Here is a 17,069-nt window from a genome sequence, read left to right as displayed (position 1 = left end):
TGCAGAGGCTTTCACCTGCCACACAAAGCCGGTAAGGTCGGCGCGACTGCAACCTCGCGGAGACTCACCCCATGCCTGCTCCCGTACTGACCGGCCCGCAATACCTCAGCGAAGGCCTGAAACTGGTCCTGAGCCCTGGCTTGCGGCTGTTTGTGCTGCTGCCCCTGACGATCAACCTGATCCTGTTTATTGGCCTGATTTACCTGGCCTTGCAGCAGTTTGGCGGCTGGGTCGATACCTTTATGCCCAACCTGCCGAGCTGGCTGAGCTTTCTCGAATATGTGCTGTGGCCGCTATTCGTGGTGCTGGTACTGCTGATGGTATTTTTCACCTTTACCCTGCTGGCCAATATCATCGCCGCGCCGTTTAACGGCTTTCTCGCGGAGAAGGTCGAGGTGGTGGTGCGCGGCCAGGACGACTTTCCGCCGTTCAGCTGGGCTGAACTGATGGCCATGGTGCCGCGCACCCTCGGCCGCGAGCTGCGCAAGCTGGGCTACTTTCTGCCGCGCGCCATCGCCCTGCTGATCCTGAGCTTTATCCCGGTGCTCAACCTGATCGCCGCACCGCTGTGGCTGCTGTTTGGCATATGGATGATGGCGATTCAGTACATCGACTACCCCGCGGACAACAACAAGATGAGCTGGCAGGACATGCTCGCCTGGTTGCGCGAGAAACGCTGGCAGAGCCTGGGCTTTGGCGGCATCACCTACGCCGCCTTGCTGGTGCCGGGGCTGAATATCCTGATGATGCCGGCGGCCGTGGCCGGCGCCACGCTGTTCTGGGTGCGCGAGCGCCAGGAGCAGGCGCTCACATCCACTTCCTAAGTAGTCACCCCGCAGGCTCGCTGCGCTCCAGCACCGCGCGTAGCGCCTGCATCGAGGCCTGGGATTCGCGCTCGATACGCCGGTTCAGCAGCAAGTGGTTGGCCAGGCGCATCAGCACACCGTCGAAGCCGTATTCCAGGGTACGGACGAACGCGCAACCGCCCTCCACTTCTATGCACTCGTAGGTCAGCAGCAGCCCCAGACCGTGATCGCCACGGGCGCTGGCCTGCCAGCGGCGTGCCGGTTGATAGTCGAGCACATCCCAGCACAGATGCCCGGCGCGGCCACCGGCGTGAATGTCTTCTTCAAAAACTTCCCCGGCGAGCAACGCGCCCTCGCGGCCGTAGATGCGCAACGACGATGGGTGCCACTCGGGCCAGTGCGCTGGCGCGGCGGCATAGCTCAGCACCTCGTCGGCCGAACGGGCGATATGCACGCGATGCTGCTGGCGGTTCTGCTGATAAGTCGGCTCAGGTTCCCAATGCAGGGTGCCGTAGAGCCAGTCCATCAGCGGATGGACGATGCCGAAGTTGCGCGCATGCATCAGCTCACGGCGGTGATGCAACGCATGCAGGCGGCGCATCTGGCGAATCCACGGCAGTCGCGCAACCGGGTGCTCGGCCGGCAGATGCTCGCAGGCGTGCACCAGCTCGTAGCTCATATAACCCAGCAGCATGCTGGCGGCGAACAGCGCGGCGAGGTTGCCGTCGAGTTGCGCCAGCAACCACCAGATACCCAGCAGCGGCAGGCTGTAGAGCACGATCAGCCAGGCGGGAAAGAGGATCACCCGCCAGTCGCGCGGGGTCTCGTAGCGCATCTGCCCTTCGACGAAAAAGCTGTGGTGATCACCGGTGTGGCGCTTGTAGAACAGCTGGCCGAAGCGCGTCTTGTTGTGCCCCAGGCGCTTGTGCACCTGATACTCGCCCCAGCTGAAAAACACCAGACTCAGCGGTACCAGCAGCCACTGCCAGAGCGCCACCGCATCCAGGGTGCGCCACAGCAGGCTGATGCAGGTCAGGCCGTAGGCCAGCACGAAGGCGGCATGCAGCCAGGGGTTGTACAGCGGGTGGATGGCCTCCCGATAACGTGCGCGGAAAGCCTGGGCACTGTCGTTGTTATAGGCCACGGCATGACTCCTGTGCGGATTGACAGCAGTCTAGGCGCGACCGGATCATTCGAATAATGGATATTTAAAAAGAGCATTATTCTTGATAACGAATTTGCGTCAGCTCGACCTCAATCTGCTGCTGGTCTTCGATGCGCTGATGCAGGAAGGCAACCTGACCCGCGCCGCCGAGCGCCTGCACCTGAGCCAGTCGACCGTGAGCAATGCCCTCGCCCGCCTGCGCCAGCAACTGGGCGAAGAGCTGTTCCTGCGCACCGCCCGTGGTCTGACCCCCACCGCCCGCGCCCAGACCCTGTATGTGACGGTGCGCCAGGCCCTGCGCCTGCTGCAGACCGGCCTGGGCCCGACCGAGCCGTTCGACCCGCAGACGCCGCACGCCTTCAGCCTGTCGCTGAATGACTACGCCCAGGCCGCGCTGCTGCCCATGTTGCAGGCGAATCTGGCGCACAGCGCCGCGCAGGTCGAGCTGCTGGTGCAAGCCGATGATGCCGACAGCCTGGTGCAACGCCTGGAAAGCGGCGCGCTGGACCTGGCCATCGACTACCTGCATTTCGATTCGCCCGACCTGCATTACGCGCCGCTGCGTGAAGAACCGCTGGTGGCCATCGGCCGTGCCGGCCATCCGGCCTTTATCGGCGGACTGAGCCTGGAGGATTACCAGCAGGCGCGGCATATCACGGTAACCCCGCGCGCCGGGCGTGGCTCGCCGCTGGAAATCGTTCTGGGCTCGGCCAGGGTGCGCCGGCAGGCGGCGCTGCATCTGCCCAACTACCTGCCGATTCCAGCCATCGTCGCCCAGACCGATCTGCTCGGCAGCGTGCCCGCGCGCCTGGCCGAAGCGTTTGCCCCGCTGCATGCGTTGGAAATTGCGCCGCTGCCCTTCGATATGCCGCCGGTGCAGGTCAGCCTGATCTGGCACCACCAGCAGCACCACGACCCGGCGCACGCCTGGTTGCGCCAACAACTGATCGAGCTGCTCGACTGAAACGTACGCGTAACCAAAGCGTCACAGTCATTACATAGCCGCAGCGGACACTGCGACCATGAGCACAGCTTCCCTGCATATCGCGCTGATCAGCGAAACCTTCCCGCCGGAAATCAACGGCGTAGCCAACACCCTCGGTCGCCTGGTCGATGGCCTGCGTGGTCGTGGCCATCGCGTGCAACTGGTACGTCCGCGGCAAAGCATCGACCCACGCGGCGCGGCCGATCAGGACCTGCTGCTGACCCGAGGCTGGCCGTTGCCCGGCTACCCCGGCTTGCAGTGGGGCCAATCGTCCATGCATAAGCTGTTGCGCCGCTGGCAACGGCAGCGCCCGGATGTGCTGTATATCGCCACCGAAGGCCCGCTGGGGCTGTCCGCCCTGCGCGCCGCGCGGCGCTTGCAAATCCCGGTGGTCAGCGGCTTTCACACCAATTTCCAGCAATACAGCGGGCACTACGGCTTTGGCCTGCTGACGCGAGTACTGACTAACTACCTGCGCTGGTTCCATAACCGTTCGCAGATGACCCTGGTGCCCAGCCACAGCCAGCAGATCGAATTGCAGCGGCGCGGCTTCGACAACCTGGAACTGCTGTCGCGCGGCGTTGACAGCCAGCTGTTCCACCCGGCCAAACGCTGCGCGGCCTTGCGCGAGCGCTGGGGCCTGGCCGAGCAGGACATCGCCATCCTGCATGTCGGTCGCCTGGCGGCGGAAAAGAACCTGGCCCTGCTCAGCAAGGGCTTTCAGGCGCTGCAACAGGCGCACCCGCAGCGGCGACTGAAACTGATTCTGGTCGGCGATGGTCCGCTGCGCGCCAGCCTCCAACAACAACTGCCTGACGCGCTGTTCTGCGGGCTGCAGCGCGGTGAAGCGCTGGCGGCGCATTACGCCTCGGGTGACCTGTTCCTGTTTCCCAGCCTGTCGGAAACCTTCGGCAATGTGCTGCTCGAAGCGCTGGCCTCCGGGCTTGGCGTGGTGGCCTTCGATCAGGCGGCGGCCGCACAACATATCCGCCACGGGCATAACGGCGCGCTGGCGCTGGCCGAGGATGAACAAGGTTTTATCGAGGCGGCCAGCTGGCTGCTGGAAGATGGCGAAGCGCTGCGTCGGGTGCGTCTGAATGCCCGGCTACATGCCTCACGCCAGGGCTGGCCGGCGATTGTCGAACTGTTCGAGGTGCATTTGCGCAGCGCTATGCAGCCTGCGCAGGAGTTGCCGGCCGGCAGAACACAGCACTAAACAGCCGTGGCAGGCACTTTAGCGGCGAGCTTTAAACCGCTGCCCTCTCACGCAGATAACTGCCCGCATCCCCGTGCGCTTACGCGCACCGCTGTAACACTTTACGGCGCGCTGGGCCTGCACCATCACCCTGCCAACCTCCTGCCTGCCCATGCCCCTCAAGATCGCTACTTGGTCGCCACATGCGAGGAAAATGCATTTACATACTCAAATGATAAATACTATCATTTGATAAAGAATTAGCTTACGGAAGAATTTATGTTCCGCACTCCCTCGTTCGCGCCCACCTGGACCGCAGCGAAGAGGTCTACGGCTTGCTCAACTCGGGCCCCTCGCCGCTGCTCAGCGCAATGCTCGGCCATACCGGTTGCCACTTCATGATCCTGAATATGGAGCACCTGCTGCGTGGCCATGATGAGCGGATGGATGACCTGCGGCTCTGCACTCGGTTTCGCCCCGCTACACCCCGATGCCTGATAAGCCCTCCAAGACATGGCCACCTGCAGCGCCGCGCACATCCCCGTCTGCGCCAACCCGCGCGCGCTGGAACAACACCAGTACAACCGCACCCAGGGCATTCGCAGCTTTCCCGCCGGCGAACTGCACACCGCCCTGAAGGCGCGTTTGCGCGACCTGAAACCCAACCCTAAACCTTGATGAAGCGCCCATGACCCCTACCACTCGATTGTTTTCTCTGCCACTCAGCCTCCTGACGCTGGCCATCAGCCACGCAGCCTATGCCGAAGAGGCCAGCCCACAGAAAGTCCTCGCCCCGATGGTGATCAAGGGCGATGTATTGGGTAGCGCCAGCGATAAAGAAGTGCGCACCTATGCCGGCAGCCGCAGCGTGGTCGACAGCGCAGACCTGAGCAAAGCCAGCGTACGCGGTCTCGACGACGCCTTGCAGCGCGTCCCCGGGATCAAGGTGTTCGACGAGACCGGCACCGGTGCCCTGCCGCAGATTTCCGTGCGCGGCCTCTACGAGAGCCGCAGCGGCCGCGCCCAGGTGCTCTCCGACGGCATCCCGCTGTCACTCGCACCTTATGGCCAGACCAGCCTGTCGCTGTTTCCGCAAACCCTGGCCACCGTCGAGCGCATCGACATTGTGCGCGGCGGCGCGGCGGTGCAGTACGGGCCGAACAACGTCGGCGGGGTGATCAACCTGATCAGCAAACCGATCCCGCGCCAATGGGAGACCACCCTGCAGGAAAAGGCCACCTTCGCTCCCGGCGGGCGCAGCCTGTGGGACAGTTACATCGGCACCGGCGGCTACCTGACCGATAACTTCGGCCTGCAACTGGACCTCAACACCGTCAGCGGCGAATACGGCCGCGAACATTCCGACAGCGAGGTACAGAACTATCGCCTGCGCGGCCTGTGGGATATCGACGACACCCGCAGCCTGAGCTTCGGCGTGCAACGCTATATTGCCGACCTGGACCTGGCCGGTGCCCTCAGCGTTGCCGATTACAAAGACGACCCGCGTCAGTCGACCCGCGATCTCGACCGTTTCGAAGGCGATACCGACCGCGTATGGGCCACCTACAACCAGTATCTCGGCGCCATCGGCCCCTTCGATGCGGTGGAATTCAGCTGGACCAACTTCGCCCATCACAGCTACCGCAACTTCCTGATTGGCCTGCCGTTCACCCCGGACGCCGATCCGACCACCTTTCAGGACGCGCCGCGCGACTTTCGCGTCTGGGGCAGCGAGCCGCGCCTGAGCATGAGCATCGACGGCGATAGCCTCAGCCAGACCTGGCTGCTCGGCGCGCGCCTGGTCAAGGAAGACGTCGACTTCAAGGTCAACCGCGAGAACCTCAGCAGCGGCGCGTACAGCGTGCTCCGCGACTGGACCTTCGACGACGAGGCCAAAGCCGTCTACCTGAGCAATGAACTGAAACTGCTCGACGGCCGCCTGACCCTGACCCCTGGCGTGCGTTACGAACACGCGCGCATGGAGTATGCCGACGGCGTCAGCGGGGTCGAACGCGAAACCGTCGCCGAGGAGTGGCTGCCCGGCCTGAGCGCCGGCTACCAGCTCACGGACGAGTGGTTCGTTTACGCCAACGCCCAGCGCTCGCTGCGCGTGCCGCAGATCACCTCGATCGTCAAGGACGGCGACGTCGCCGCCGAGCTGGCCTGGAACTACGAGAGCGGCGTGCGCTATACGCCCTGGAACGGCCTGCGGGTCGACCTCGGCCTGTACCGTATCGATTTCGAGGATCAGATCGAATACAACCGCAGCAACGACCGCTTCGAGAACCTCGGCAGCACCCGCCACCAGGGCCTCGAAACCGAAGTGTTCTGGACCCCGGCCGCCCTACCGACCCTCGATCTGCACGCCGGCTATGCCTACCTCGACAGCGAGCAGCGCAGCGGCACCTTCAAGGGCAACGAAGTGCCCTTCGCCTCCAAGCATCAGCTGACCGTCGATGGCCGCTACCGCTTCGCCGAACACTGGACCTATACCCTTGACGGCCTCTACGTCAGCAGCGCCTACACCGACGCGGCCAATAGCCATGAAGAGGACGCCAATGCCACCGTCGGCGAGTTGCCCGCCTACTGGCTGTGGAACACCGCCATCGAGCGCGAGTTCAAGCTCGACGACGGCAGTCTGCTGACCACCTCGGCCGGGGTCAGCAACCTGTTCGACCGCGAGTATTACTTCCGCGGTATCGACACCAGCCCCTGGGGCCGTCAGCCAGCACCCGGCCGCACCCTGACCCTGGGCGTCAACTACCGCTTCTGATTCCCCCTCGGCCCCTTGTCCCAGGGGCCATCCTCCCAACGTCTGCCACCCGCCCCGGTCGTCATCGACGGCCCGGACGGGCGGTGCCTGACGCCCATCAAGCCCCTGCCGCCACGGGGCAGATATTTAAAGCAGCACATCCAGACGCTTGATCAACCGCACCTCCTGCGCGCTGATCGCCGCGCCATAAGCCAATACTTCAACTCCGGCGCTCACCGCCTCGCACAGGGCAGCAGCATAGGCCGGGTCGATTTCCTCGGCCGGGCGTACCGCATCGATATCCGTCAGGTTGACGCAATACAGCTGCACCGCACGGGTACCGGCACGGGCCAGCACGGCCAGTTCGCGCAGGTGCTTGCTGCCGCGCTCGGTGCGCGCATCGGGAAAGGCCGCGACGCGACTGTCGGCAAAGCCCAGGGTGACACTCTTCACTTCGACAAACGCCGCGCCTGTCGGGTAGTCCAGACGGAAGTCGATCCGGCTGCGTTCCTGGCCGTAAGGCACTTCGCGCTTGAGGTGGGTAAAGCCGTTCAGCTCGCTGATCAGCCCGGCGCGCAGGGCTTCTTCCACCAGGGCATTGGCGCGCCCGGTGTTGATCACCGCCAAACGCCCGTGCGGTGTTTCACCGATCTCCCAGGTGCCCGGCAGCTTGCGCTTGGGGTCGTTGCTGCGGCTAAACCAGACTTGCGAATTTTCGGCCATGCAATTAAGCATCGAGCCGGTATTGGCGCAGTGGATGGTCAATAGCTCGCCGCTGGCGGTCTCGATATCAGCGAGAAAGCGCTTGTAGCGGCGCAGCAGCCGCCCTTCTTCCAGCGGCGGCTCAAACTGCATGGGCCTGCCAACTGATCAGGCCACGTTTGATGCGGTCAACCGCCTGTTGTAGGCGCGGCAGGTCCTGGGTGTAGGCAAAACGCACATGCTGCGTGGCCTGATAGCGGCCGAAATCCAGGCCCGGGGTAAAGGCCACATGCTCGGTTTCCAGAAAGTGCTGGCAGAAGGCAAAGGCATCGCCGCCGAAGGCGCTGATATCGGCATATAAATAGAAGGCGCCCTCTGGCTCCACGGCAATCTTGAAGCCCAGCTCACGCAGTGCCGGCAGGAGGAAATCACGGCGGCGCTGAAACTCATGGCGGCGCTGCTCGAGGATCGCCAGGGTCTGCGGTGCAAAGCAGGCTAGCGCGGCATGCTGAGCCATGCTCGGCGCGCTGATATAGAGGTTTTGCGCCAGCTTCTCCAGCTCCGCCACCGCCGCCGGTGGTGCCACCAGCCAGCCCAGGCGCCAGCCGGTCATGCCGAAATACTTGGAAAAACTGTTGAGCACAAAGGCCTCGTCATCCACTTCCAGCACGCTGGCGGCGTCTACGCCGTAGGTCAGGCCGTGGTAGATCTCATCCACCAGCAGATGCCCGCCACGCGCTTTCAGCGCTTGGGACAGCCCGGCCAGTTCATCGCGCGACAACAGGGTGCCGGTGGGGTTGGCTGGGGACGCCACCAACGCGCCAACGCTGTCCTGATCCCAATAGCGTGCGACCAGGTCGGGGGTCAGCTGATAACGCACCTCCGGGCCCACCGGAACCAGCTGCGCCGCGCCTTCCACCAGACGCAGAAAGTGCCGATTGCAGGGGTAACCCGGATCGGCCAGCAGCCAGTGCTTGCCTGGGTCGACCAAGAGGCTCGCGGCCAGCAACAAGGCCCCCGAGCCTCCCGGGGTAATCAGGATGCGCTCTGGGTCTATGCTTAATTGATAGCGTTGCGCATAAAAACCGGCAATCGCCTCGCGCAGGGCCGGCAAACCGCGCGCGGCGGTGTAGCGGGTATGGCCATCGGCCAGAGCGGCCTGACCGGCGGCGACAATCGGCGCGGCGGTGGTGAAATCCGGCTCGCCGATTTCCAGGTGAATCACATCATGGCCGTCGGCCTGCAACTGATTGGCACGGGCCAGCAACGCCATCACGTGAAAAGGTTCTATGGCGCGGCTGCGCGCACTGTAGGACGGGACCATGGGACTGCCTGCCTGGAAGATAAGGCGCGGATTCTAAAGCATACCCGGCGCAGCTTCGACAACCGGGAGTGGCGCAGGCCGAGTTGTTCTGGTAAGTTCGCCCGCTTGCAGCCGCAGGGCCAGTTCTACGTGACGTAGAATCGGCAAGGGACACCGTCCTGCGCAGTGGATTAGAGAGAGTGAGAGGCGGTCATCCATGCCCACCAAAGCAAAAGCAAAAAGCAGCCAACTGACTCGTGGTTTCGAGCCCTATAAAGAAGTAAAGGGCGAGGAATATATGGGTGAGCCGATGCGCGCCCACTTCACCGGCATCCTCAACAAGTGGAAGCTTGAGTTGATGCAGGAAGTCGACCGTACTGTGCACCATATGCAGGACGAAGCGGCCAACTTCCCCGATCCAGCGGACCGCGCCAGCCAGGAAGAAGAATTCAGCCTGGAACTGCGTGCCCGTGATCGCGAGCGCAAGCTGATCAAGAAGATCGACGAAACCCTGCAGCTGATCGAAGACAACTACTACGGCTGGTGCGAGTCCTGTGGTGTCGAAATCGGCATCCGCCGTCTCGAAGCCCGCCCCACCGCCACCCTGTGCATCGATTGCAAGACGCTGGCGGAAATCAAGGAAAAGCAGATCGGTTCCTGATCTGACCCAGAGGGTGCTTCGGCACCCTCTGTAGTTTCTGCCTCCCTGTGTGCGCCACAGATGAACACACCCGCCTATATCGGCCGCTTCGCCCCCACCCCGAGCGGTTATCTGCACTTCGGCTCGCTGGTCGCAGCCCTGGCGTCCTACCTCGACGCGCGAGCGGTAAACGGCCGCTGGCTGCTGCGTATGGAAGACCTCGACCCGCCACGGGAAGTGCCGGGGGCGCAAAGTGCCATTCTCAGCACATTGGAACGCTACGGTTTGCAGTGGGATGGCGAACTGGTGCGCCAGAGCGCGCGCCACGAGGAATACGCCGCTTTGGTCGAACGCCTGCTTAGCCAGGGCCTGGCCTACGCCTGCACCTGCTCACGCAAGCAATTGGAAGGCAGTAACGGCATCTACCCCGGCACCTGCCGCAATGCCGGCCATGGCTTTGCCGATGCGGCGATTCGTCTGCGCGTACCGGAGCTGAGCTACCACTTTGTCGACCGGGTGCAGGGTGATTACCGCCAGCACCTGGGCCGCGAGGTCGGCGATTTTGTGATTCGCCGCCGCGATGGCCTGTATGCCTATCAGCTGGCGGTGGTGCTGGATGATGCCTGGCAGGGCGTCACCGATGTGGTGCGCGGCGCCGACCTGCTCGACTCCACCCCGCGCCAGCTGTACCTGCAGGAGCTGCTCGGCTTCGCGCAACCGCGCTACCTGCACGTACCGCTGATTATCCAGCCGGATGGCCACAAGCTCGGCAAGTCCTACCGCTCGCCGCCGCTGCCGGCCGATCAGGCCACGCCATTGCTGATCCGCGCCCTGCGCGCACTGGGCCAGACATTGCCGGACGACGCCAGTTACGGTCAGCCCGTTGAGCTGCTGCGCTGGGCCAGCCAGCACTGGGATGCTTCGCGCATTCCACGCAGCCTGACCCTGGCCGAAGCGCAGCTGCGCTAAGAACGCGGACTCAGCCCTCGGCAGCAGGCTCGGCCAATAGCTCGGCAAGCTCCGCACAGTCGCTCTCAATCGCGGCCGATGCTTGCGCACACAGCGCACGATAGCGCTGCAACACCAGCTCACCAGTTTCGGTCAGTAGCGTCCCACCACCGTGCTTGCCGCCGGCCAGGGTGCTGACCAGCGGCTGTTTGAAGCTGCGGTTCATGGTTTCCACCAGCAGCCAGGCGCGCCGATAGGACATGCCCATGGCGCGTGCGGCGGCGCTGATCGAACCGTGCTGGGCGATGGCCGCCAACAGCTCGGCCTTGCCGGGGCCGATGGCAATATCGCTGCCGTTATGCAGGCGAATTTTCAGATCCAGACGGTGCATGCGACGACCACAGCGGGGGATACGCTGCGCAGACTAACGCCTGACCCGGTCAGGTGGAAGGGACACATCAGGCGAGCCGATCAGTGCTGGCAGGTTCGGCGCTACCTGTAGGAGCGGCCTTGGCCGCGATGCTTTTGCGTCGACATCAATTCGCGGGCAAGCCCGCTCCTCTACGTATGTGGCTATGGCAGTGTTAAATACGGCCCAGTAACAGCAACACCAACAACACCATCACCACTACGCCCAAGCCGCCCGTAGGCCCGTAGCCCCAGCTCCGGCTATGTGGCCAGGCCGGTATGGCGCCGACCAACAGCAGAATCAGCACGATCAATAGAATGGTACCCAGGCTCATGGCGTTCTCCCTGACGAGTCACTGCAGCACGCCGAAACAACAGGTGGCCAAGTGGCACCCAAGCGCACTGTCATTCTGTACGCCACCGTGGCCGCCGTCAGTGCGCTACCGCACCAATGGGTGCAACCCTATTCGGCGACCAGTGCCCCATCAACGATCTGCTGCGCCTCACTGAAGATGCGCTGCAAGTGCGCCGCATCGCGGAAGCTCTCGGCGTAGATCTTGTAGATGTCCTCGGTACCGGATGGCCGCGCGGCAAACCAGCCGCCTTCGCTGATCACCTTGATCCCGCCAATCGCCGCGCCGTTACCCGGCGCCTTGTCGAGCACCTGGATGATGGCGTCGCCGGCCAGTTCGCGGCTCTCGATCTGCGCCGGCGAAAGTTGGCCCAGGGCCTTCTTCTGCGCAGCTGTAGCCGGCGCGTCGACGCGGTCGGCATAAATCGCGCCGAACTCATCACTCAGGCCCTGGTACAGCTCGCCAGGGTCACGCCCGCTCACGGCGGTCATCTCCGCAGCCAGCAGCGCCAGGGCGATACCGTCCTTGTCGGTGGTCCAGACCCGACCATCGCGACGCAGCAAGGTCGCCCCGGCGCTTTCTTCGCCGCCAAAGCCTAAGGAACCGTCGAACAAGCCGCCGGCAAACCATTTGAAGCCCACCGGCACTTCCTGCAGTGGGCGACCCAGGCGTGCCGCGACGCGATCAATCATCGCGCTGCTGACCAGGGTTTTGCCCACCGCCGCCGTGGCACTCCACTGCGGACGGTGCTGGAACAGGTAATCGATGGCCACACTGAGGAAGTGGTTGGCCGGCAGCAGGCCAACGCTCGGCGCGACGATGCCGTGACGGTCGTAGTCGGTGTCGCAGGCAAAGGCGATGTCGTAGCCGTTCTTCAGGCCGATCAGGCGCTGCATGGCATGGCTGGACGATGGGTCCATGCGAATCTGCCCGTCCCAATCCAGGCTCATAAAGGCGAACTGCGGATCGATGATCTCGCTCACCACATGCAGATTGAGGTCGTACTGCTCGGCGATACGCCCCCAGTAATGCACGCCAGCGCCGCCCAATGGGTCGACGGCCATACGCAAGCCGGCAGCGCGAATCGGGGCGAAGTCGATGACCTTGCCCAGGTCATTCACATACGCGCTGAGGTAATCGTATTCCTGCACATTGGCCGCCTGTCGCGCCTGCGCCAGGGGCATGCGTTTGACCTCACGCAGGCCGCCTTCGAGCAATGCATTGGCGCGGTTCTGCACCCAGGTGGTGATATCGCTGTCGGCCGGCCCGCCATTGCTGGGGTTGTACTTGAAGCCGCCGCTGTCCGGCGGATTGTGCGAGGGGGTGATGACAATGCCATCGGCAAGGCCAGAACTGCGGCCCTGGTTATGCACCAGGATGGCCTGGCTGATCGCCGGCGTCGGGGTGAGCTCACCGCCAGCGGAAATCATGGTCTGCACGCCATTGGCCGCCAGCACTTCAATCGCACTGTCCAGCGCCGGCTGCGACAGCGCATGGGTATCGGCACCGATAAACAGCGGGCCGCTGATGCCCTGACTACTGCGGTAATCACAGATCGCCTGGCTGATCGCCAGCACATGCGCCTGGTTGAAGCTGCGGGCCAGGGAGCTGCCACGATGTCCAGAGGTGCCGAAGGCCACGCGCTGGCTGGCCACAGAGAGGTCCGGCTGCAGCTCAAAATAGGCCGCCAACAGCGCAGAAATATCGGTCAACAGGTAAGCAGGCGCCGGCTGACCGGCCAAAGGGTGAATGCGCGGGCTCACAAGGGGCTCCAGAAAATGATCGGGCGGTGAAAAGTGCGCTAGTCTAGCAGCCCGACCGGGTAATCCCGACAGGCTTTAAGCGCCACCAGCCGGCGCGCTTAAGTGCGATAGCGCACTGACAGGGCCTGAGCAATCCCTATATTTGAAGCTACGCCTGCGTATTTGCGCCCGCATGGGATTCGCAAGGTTCTCTACGAAAAGTCGTCGTGCAAAACACCGGCACAGTTCGTACAGAACCTATAGAGGTAATTATGAGCATACCTGCCCAGCGCCACCCCATAACCACGCCCAAACGGCCAGGTTTAGCCACGGCTGCGCGGCGCCTTTTTAACCACTGATACCCGCCCTTTAATGGGCCGTCACCATGTTGCAGTTGTCGACGTTAGCGCGGGCAAATCGCCGCGGCAGGACGTTGTGCGTTGGAAAAGGCACTTGGTAAACGTTCACTAGCGTCGAGAAATAACATGCACAGGCCTAGATACAGCCACGCGATAGCCCGCAGCAGCGCCATGATCCTGGCAGCACTCTTGACCGGCAACGCCTATGCCGAGGTGTTTGCACCTGGCGTGTTCAGCCATGAGCCGCAACAGGCGCCAACCACCAAGCCTGCAGAGCGCAACGATCTGTATAACGCGAGGCTGCGCCCCACAGCAGAAGAGCCTGAGCGCACCAGCAGCATACCGCTGCCAAGCAACCGCTGGATCAGCCCGACAGAAAAGGCAGAGCAGCCCGATGAGCAGCCTCGGCCAAAGCTGCGGTTCTAGGCGCGCACACCACTTACCCACGAGGCTTACCGCCATATCGGCAACACGCTGCCTGAGGGCCCTGCGCACTGTTGCGCAAAGAGGACTGAGATCATGACTGGCAATGCGGACGATGCCGCCACCGTGGAGGACGTGCTGGAAAGGGCGCAAGACGGCCCCTTCTCGATTGGGTGGTTTACCCGCCTGGGGTAAGCCCTGCAGGGCTGAATACAGCGCAAGGCGCCTACGGACGCGATCACCGTCGACCTGAACCCGCCGGACCGCCAAGGCCTGGTCAGCTTCGATCTGCGATTCACCCTGCTCCCGGCATTCCGACCCTCATCCCGAGTCCCCTGGATGATGATCAGCAAACCCGAAAACCATCCAGCATCGAGCCTAAGCTTGCCTGCCCCGGGCGATTATCGCAGTTACCCGACACCGCAATCCGCGCCCCATCATCCAGCGCAAAGCCGTGCAAGAAGCCCTGAGAGACGCGGGTAATCTGATCATTTTTGATCGAGTTGCCGCTTGCAACATCAGCCCAGGCTGAAGGCAACCAGACCTGCCGGGCTACGTCAGAAGCCCCTTAGCAGGCCGTTGAAAAACTACCTGCGCCGGCAATACTGCGTTAAAAACGGCCTGTTTGGCGAGCTTCAGGGTTGCCCTCAATTAAGGCGTTTTAAGCGTCGCCGTGGGGATGGTATCGGGATTCTTGATCACCTGGCGCTGCGGAACGTAATCAAGCAGCAGATCCGTTTCCCTTTTCACAGTGGCGTAGCACTCGCAACTCAGCGATTCAAGCCTCGGCCGGTCGAGGACTTTGATCAGGCCGCGCGAATAGGAAATCACCCCGAGTTGCTGCAACTTCAACGCGGCCTGGGTGACGCCCTCGCGGCGAACGCCGAGCATGTTGGCGATAAATTCCTGGGTCATGGTCAAGCGCTCATGGGATAGACGATCCATGGACAGCAAGAGCCAGCGACAGAGTTGCTGATCGATTGAGTGGTGTCGGTTGCACACAGCGGTCTGCGAAACTTGCGTAATAAGCGCCTGCGTATAACGCAGCATCAGCAACAACAGCTGCCCGTGTCGGTTGAACTCCTCCTTCACCCGTACCCTGGGGAGTCGATAGGCATAACCGGCACTCTGTACCAGTGAGCGACTCGGCGTGCTTTCGCCGCCCAGAAACAGCGTGATGCCGAGCAACCCCTCGTTGCCCACTACGGAAATCGCAGTAGACGCCCCGTTTTCCATCAAGTATTGCAACGAGACGATCGAGTCAGTAGGAAAGTAAACGTGGCGCATCGGGCGCCGAGACTCATATAAAACTGCACGCAAGGGCAATTGCACCAATTCCAGGTGCGGGAACAAACGCCGTTGAACATCGGGTAACAACGCCGCCAGCAGGTGATTCTGCTGGGGCTCGGACGAGGTTTTAGTGGGCATGGTGGCGCTCATGGAACAGGAGCTTTGGAGGATACTCCGCCACAGACCCTTGGGTATGTTTTTCCACGGATAATAGGTACGGCTGCCAGAGCAAGTCAGAGCGTTGCTCAACTACAAGGGCGCTGCTATGCATGGCCTTAACGGCGCCAGCAGGGGCGCCCAAATACACAGGGCGAATCGGCTGATTAGCCTTATGCAACACGCTGCCAAAAAACCAGCTCCACCGGCTCGCTACATTTGAGGAGTTGTTTGCGTTGTTTACTCGCCGCCCTTCGATCAGACGGCTAAGGCTCTGTGCTCTGCGGCACTCAAGCCTGGGCATTAACCTGTTAACTGCGCCCAACAGATCAACGCTCTGAGTGCGCCACTTTATAAGGCAGTAAACGGTCAGTTTCACGTTTGACCGCGGCGTAGCACTCACAGCACAAGCTCTCCAGCTTGTCACGATCAAGCACGCTAATCAGCCCGCGGCTGTAGTCGATCACACCCTGGCGATGCAGCTTGCCGGCAGCCTCGTTGACGCCCTCGCGGCGCACGCCAAGCATATTGGCGATCAACTCCTGGGTCATGGCCAATTGGCTGCCCGACAACCGATCAAGCGATAGCAGCAGCCAGCGGCACAGCTGTTGATCAATCGCGTGATGACGGTTGCACACTGCCGTCTGCGCCATCTGGGTAATCAGCGCCTGGCTGTAGCGCAACATCAGGTAGAGCATCTCGCCATGGCGGTTGAACTCTTCCTTGAAGCGTTTACCAGAGACCCTATAGGCGCTGCCGGCGCTGCGCACAATGGCGCGACTGGTGGTGCTTTCACCGCCCATAAACAGCGCCACGCCAATCACCCCGTCATTACCCACCACGGAAATCTCCGCCGATGCGCCGCTTTCCATCACATACAACAAGGAGACGATGGCGTCGGTGGGAAAGTAGACATGGCGCAAGGTGTCGCCCGACTCGTAGAGCACCATGCCGAGCGGCATGTCCACCCATTCAAGGTGCGGCAACAGGCGCTCCAGCACCTCAGTGGGCAGAGCGTAAAGCAGGTGGTTTTGCTGCGGACGGGGCGTTACGGACATCTACATCTCCGATCGAAAACCTGCTGACGATATGCGCGCGCCCCTAACAGAGCCTGGGCTGCATCAACCAGCATATTCCAGGCTGTTTTTATGTCTGTACGCTAGCATACAGATGGCCCCATGCAGCACATCAAAAGAACCCACGCGGCACGCCTGCGAAAAGGCCTAGATGCAGCTTTGACGAGCATTTGCGGCTATCCTTGCAGGCCTTTTGATGCAGCAGGATGACCCAAATGAAAGCCCAGCTCGAAGAACTGATCAGCAAAATAAGCTCGGGCTGCATGCTGGCCGAAGAAGTCGCGCGCATCGCCGATGAAGCGGCGCAAGCCTATGCCGACCCGCAGGCATTCCTCGCCGCCAATCCGGATATCAACTACGACGACAGCTTCCCGATCCCATTGGGCGAGTGGATGGTGGTCGGCAGCCTGCCGGACACCGTGCTGTTCCAGGCCGACAGCTATGACGCGTTGTTCCAGCAGATCAGCGAGTCGTTTGGCCCGCAGGTGAGCTTTGTGCTCAAACCCAAGCAGTTGATGAAAGTCGAGGCGCTGAAAGCGCTAAACCGCATCCAGGTGCAACTTTCCAGCCTCAGCCCGGAAACCCAGGGTTATGTGTTGCTGGACTTCAGCGAGCCGCTGGACGACGCGCTGCAGGCCGTGCTGGTGTACAGCACTGACCTGGCGCGGGTGATGGCGCTGGCGGTGGAAGTCGGCATCTATGCCGCGCCGGCTTATGAGGCGCTAAAAGCGGCGCAGGCCGACGAATAAATCAGTAGTGAGTCAGG

General features: G+C 62.5%; 17 protein-coding genes. 9 read left to right on the top strand and 8 right to left on the bottom strand.

The features are described 5' to 3' along the window. Positions 1 to 71: 71 nt before the first annotated feature. On the top strand, positions 72 to 824 hold the full coding sequence (cysZ, locus tag WA145_RS06425; protein WP_422580774.1) for a sulfate transporter CysZ: 753 nt from the start codon (positions 72 to 74) through the stop codon (positions 822 to 824). Positions 825 to 828: 4 nt separating this feature from the next. On the opposite strand, the gene WA145_RS06420 is transcribed toward cysZ, so the two are convergent. After that, the gene (locus WA145_RS06420; RefSeq protein ID WP_422580773.1) at positions 829 to 1,950 is read right to left on the bottom strand and encodes a sterol desaturase/SRPBCC family protein; all 1,122 of its coding nucleotides are present in this window, start codon (positions 1,948 to 1,950) and stop codon (positions 829 to 831) included. A gap of 82 nt (positions 1,951 to 2,032) precedes the next feature. Between WA145_RS06420 and WA145_RS06415 the strand changes: the two genes are divergently transcribed. The 4 genes from WA145_RS06415 (at position 2,033) to WA145_RS06400 (ending at position 6,924) form a co-directional block, all read left to right on the top strand. Then, positions 2,033 to 2,935, top strand: a complete 903-nt coding sequence (locus WA145_RS06415) for a LysR family transcriptional regulator (protein ID WP_422580772.1) — start codon at positions 2,033 to 2,035, stop codon at positions 2,933 to 2,935. Positions 2,936 to 2,993: 58 nt separating this feature from the next. Further along, positions 2,994 to 4,172, top strand: a complete 1,179-nt coding sequence (locus WA145_RS06410; protein WP_422580771.1) for a glycosyltransferase family 4 protein — start codon at positions 2,994 to 2,996, stop codon at positions 4,170 to 4,172. A 492-nt stretch (positions 4,173 to 4,664) separates the two neighbouring features. Continuing rightward, on the top strand, positions 4,665 to 4,829 hold the full coding sequence (locus tag WA145_RS06405) for a hypothetical protein (protein ID WP_422580770.1): 165 nt from the start codon (positions 4,665 to 4,667) through the stop codon (positions 4,827 to 4,829). Between the two features lie 10 nt (positions 4,830 to 4,839). After that, complete coding sequence (locus tag WA145_RS06400; RefSeq protein WP_422580769.1) at positions 4,840 to 6,924, top strand: TonB-dependent receptor family protein; 2,085 nt, start codon at positions 4,840 to 4,842, stop codon at positions 6,922 to 6,924. Between the two features lie 126 nt (positions 6,925 to 7,050). Here the strand turns inward: WA145_RS06400 and sfsA are convergent, their stop codons facing one another. Further along, positions 7,051 to 7,758 carry a DNA/RNA nuclease SfsA gene (sfsA, locus tag WA145_RS06395; protein ID WP_422580768.1) on the bottom strand — a complete coding sequence of 236 codons (708 nt, stop codon included), beginning with the start codon at positions 7,756 to 7,758 and terminating at the stop codon, positions 7,051 to 7,053. Next, a complete protein-coding gene (locus WA145_RS06390; protein ID WP_422580767.1) occupies positions 7,748 to 8,929 on the bottom strand; it encodes a pyridoxal phosphate-dependent aminotransferase in 1,182 nt (393 codons plus the stop codon). The genes sfsA and WA145_RS06390 overlap by 11 nt, the downstream gene beginning before the upstream one ends. 196 nt (positions 8,930 to 9,125) lie before the next feature. Here WA145_RS06390 and dksA point away from each other — a divergent pair, with 196 nt between their 5' ends. Beyond that, positions 9,126 to 9,569 (top strand): RNA polymerase-binding protein DksA, encoded by a 444-nt coding sequence (gene dksA / locus WA145_RS06385; protein WP_422580766.1) that lies wholly within the window; start codon positions 9,126 to 9,128, stop codon positions 9,567 to 9,569. A 60-nt stretch (positions 9,570 to 9,629) separates the two neighbouring features. After that, positions 9,630 to 10,517, top strand: a complete 888-nt coding sequence (gene gluQRS / locus WA145_RS06380; RefSeq protein ID WP_422580765.1) for a tRNA glutamyl-Q(34) synthetase GluQRS — start codon at positions 9,630 to 9,632, stop codon at positions 10,515 to 10,517. A gap of 10 nt (positions 10,518 to 10,527) precedes the next feature. Here gluQRS and WA145_RS06375 read toward each other — a convergent pair whose 3' ends face one another. The 3 genes from WA145_RS06375 to pgm form a co-directional block, all read right to left on the bottom strand. Then, positions 10,528 to 10,887, bottom strand: a complete 360-nt coding sequence (locus WA145_RS06375) for a winged helix-turn-helix domain-containing protein (protein WP_422580764.1) — start codon at positions 10,885 to 10,887, stop codon at positions 10,528 to 10,530. 193 nt (positions 10,888 to 11,080) lie between these two features. Further along, on the bottom strand, positions 11,081 to 11,239 hold the full coding sequence (locus WA145_RS06370) for a DUF3309 family protein (RefSeq protein WP_422580763.1): 159 nt from the start codon (positions 11,237 to 11,239) through the stop codon (positions 11,081 to 11,083). 128 nt (positions 11,240 to 11,367) lie between these two features. Continuing rightward, the gene (gene pgm, locus WA145_RS06365) at positions 11,368 to 13,020 is read right to left on the bottom strand and encodes a phosphoglucomutase (alpha-D-glucose-1,6-bisphosphate-dependent) (RefSeq protein ID WP_422580762.1); all 1,653 of its coding nucleotides are present in this window, start codon (positions 13,018 to 13,020) and stop codon (positions 11,368 to 11,370) included. A gap of 419 nt (positions 13,021 to 13,439) precedes the next feature. Between pgm and WA145_RS06360 the strand changes: the two genes are divergently transcribed. Next, entirely contained in the window at positions 13,440 to 13,784 is a 345-nt protein-coding gene (locus WA145_RS06360; protein WP_422580761.1) for a hypothetical protein, read from the top strand. Between the two features lie 648 nt (positions 13,785 to 14,432). On the opposite strand, the gene WA145_RS06355 is transcribed toward WA145_RS06360, so the two are convergent. Then, complete coding sequence (locus WA145_RS06355; RefSeq protein WP_422580760.1) at positions 14,433 to 15,209, bottom strand: Crp/Fnr family transcriptional regulator; 777 nt, start codon at positions 15,207 to 15,209, stop codon at positions 14,433 to 14,435. Between the two features lie 347 nt (positions 15,210 to 15,556). Then, positions 15,557 to 16,285, bottom strand: coding sequence for a Crp/Fnr family transcriptional regulator (locus WA145_RS06350; protein WP_422580759.1), 729 nt, complete (start codon positions 16,283 to 16,285; stop codon positions 15,557 to 15,559). Between the two features lie 233 nt (positions 16,286 to 16,518). On the opposite strand from WA145_RS06350, the gene WA145_RS06345 reads away from it, so the two are divergent. Beyond that, complete coding sequence (locus WA145_RS06345; protein ID WP_422580758.1) at positions 16,519 to 17,052, top strand: hypothetical protein; 534 nt, start codon at positions 16,519 to 16,521, stop codon at positions 17,050 to 17,052. Positions 17,053 to 17,069: the final 17 nt, after the last annotated feature.

This window comes from Pseudomonas sp. (assembly GCF_049301935.1).
Taxonomy (GTDB): Bacteria; Pseudomonadota; Gammaproteobacteria; order Pseudomonadales; family Pseudomonadaceae; genus Aquipseudomonas.
Note: the sequence above shows the minus strand (reverse complement) of the source record. Positions and strands in the feature narration are given on the sequence as shown.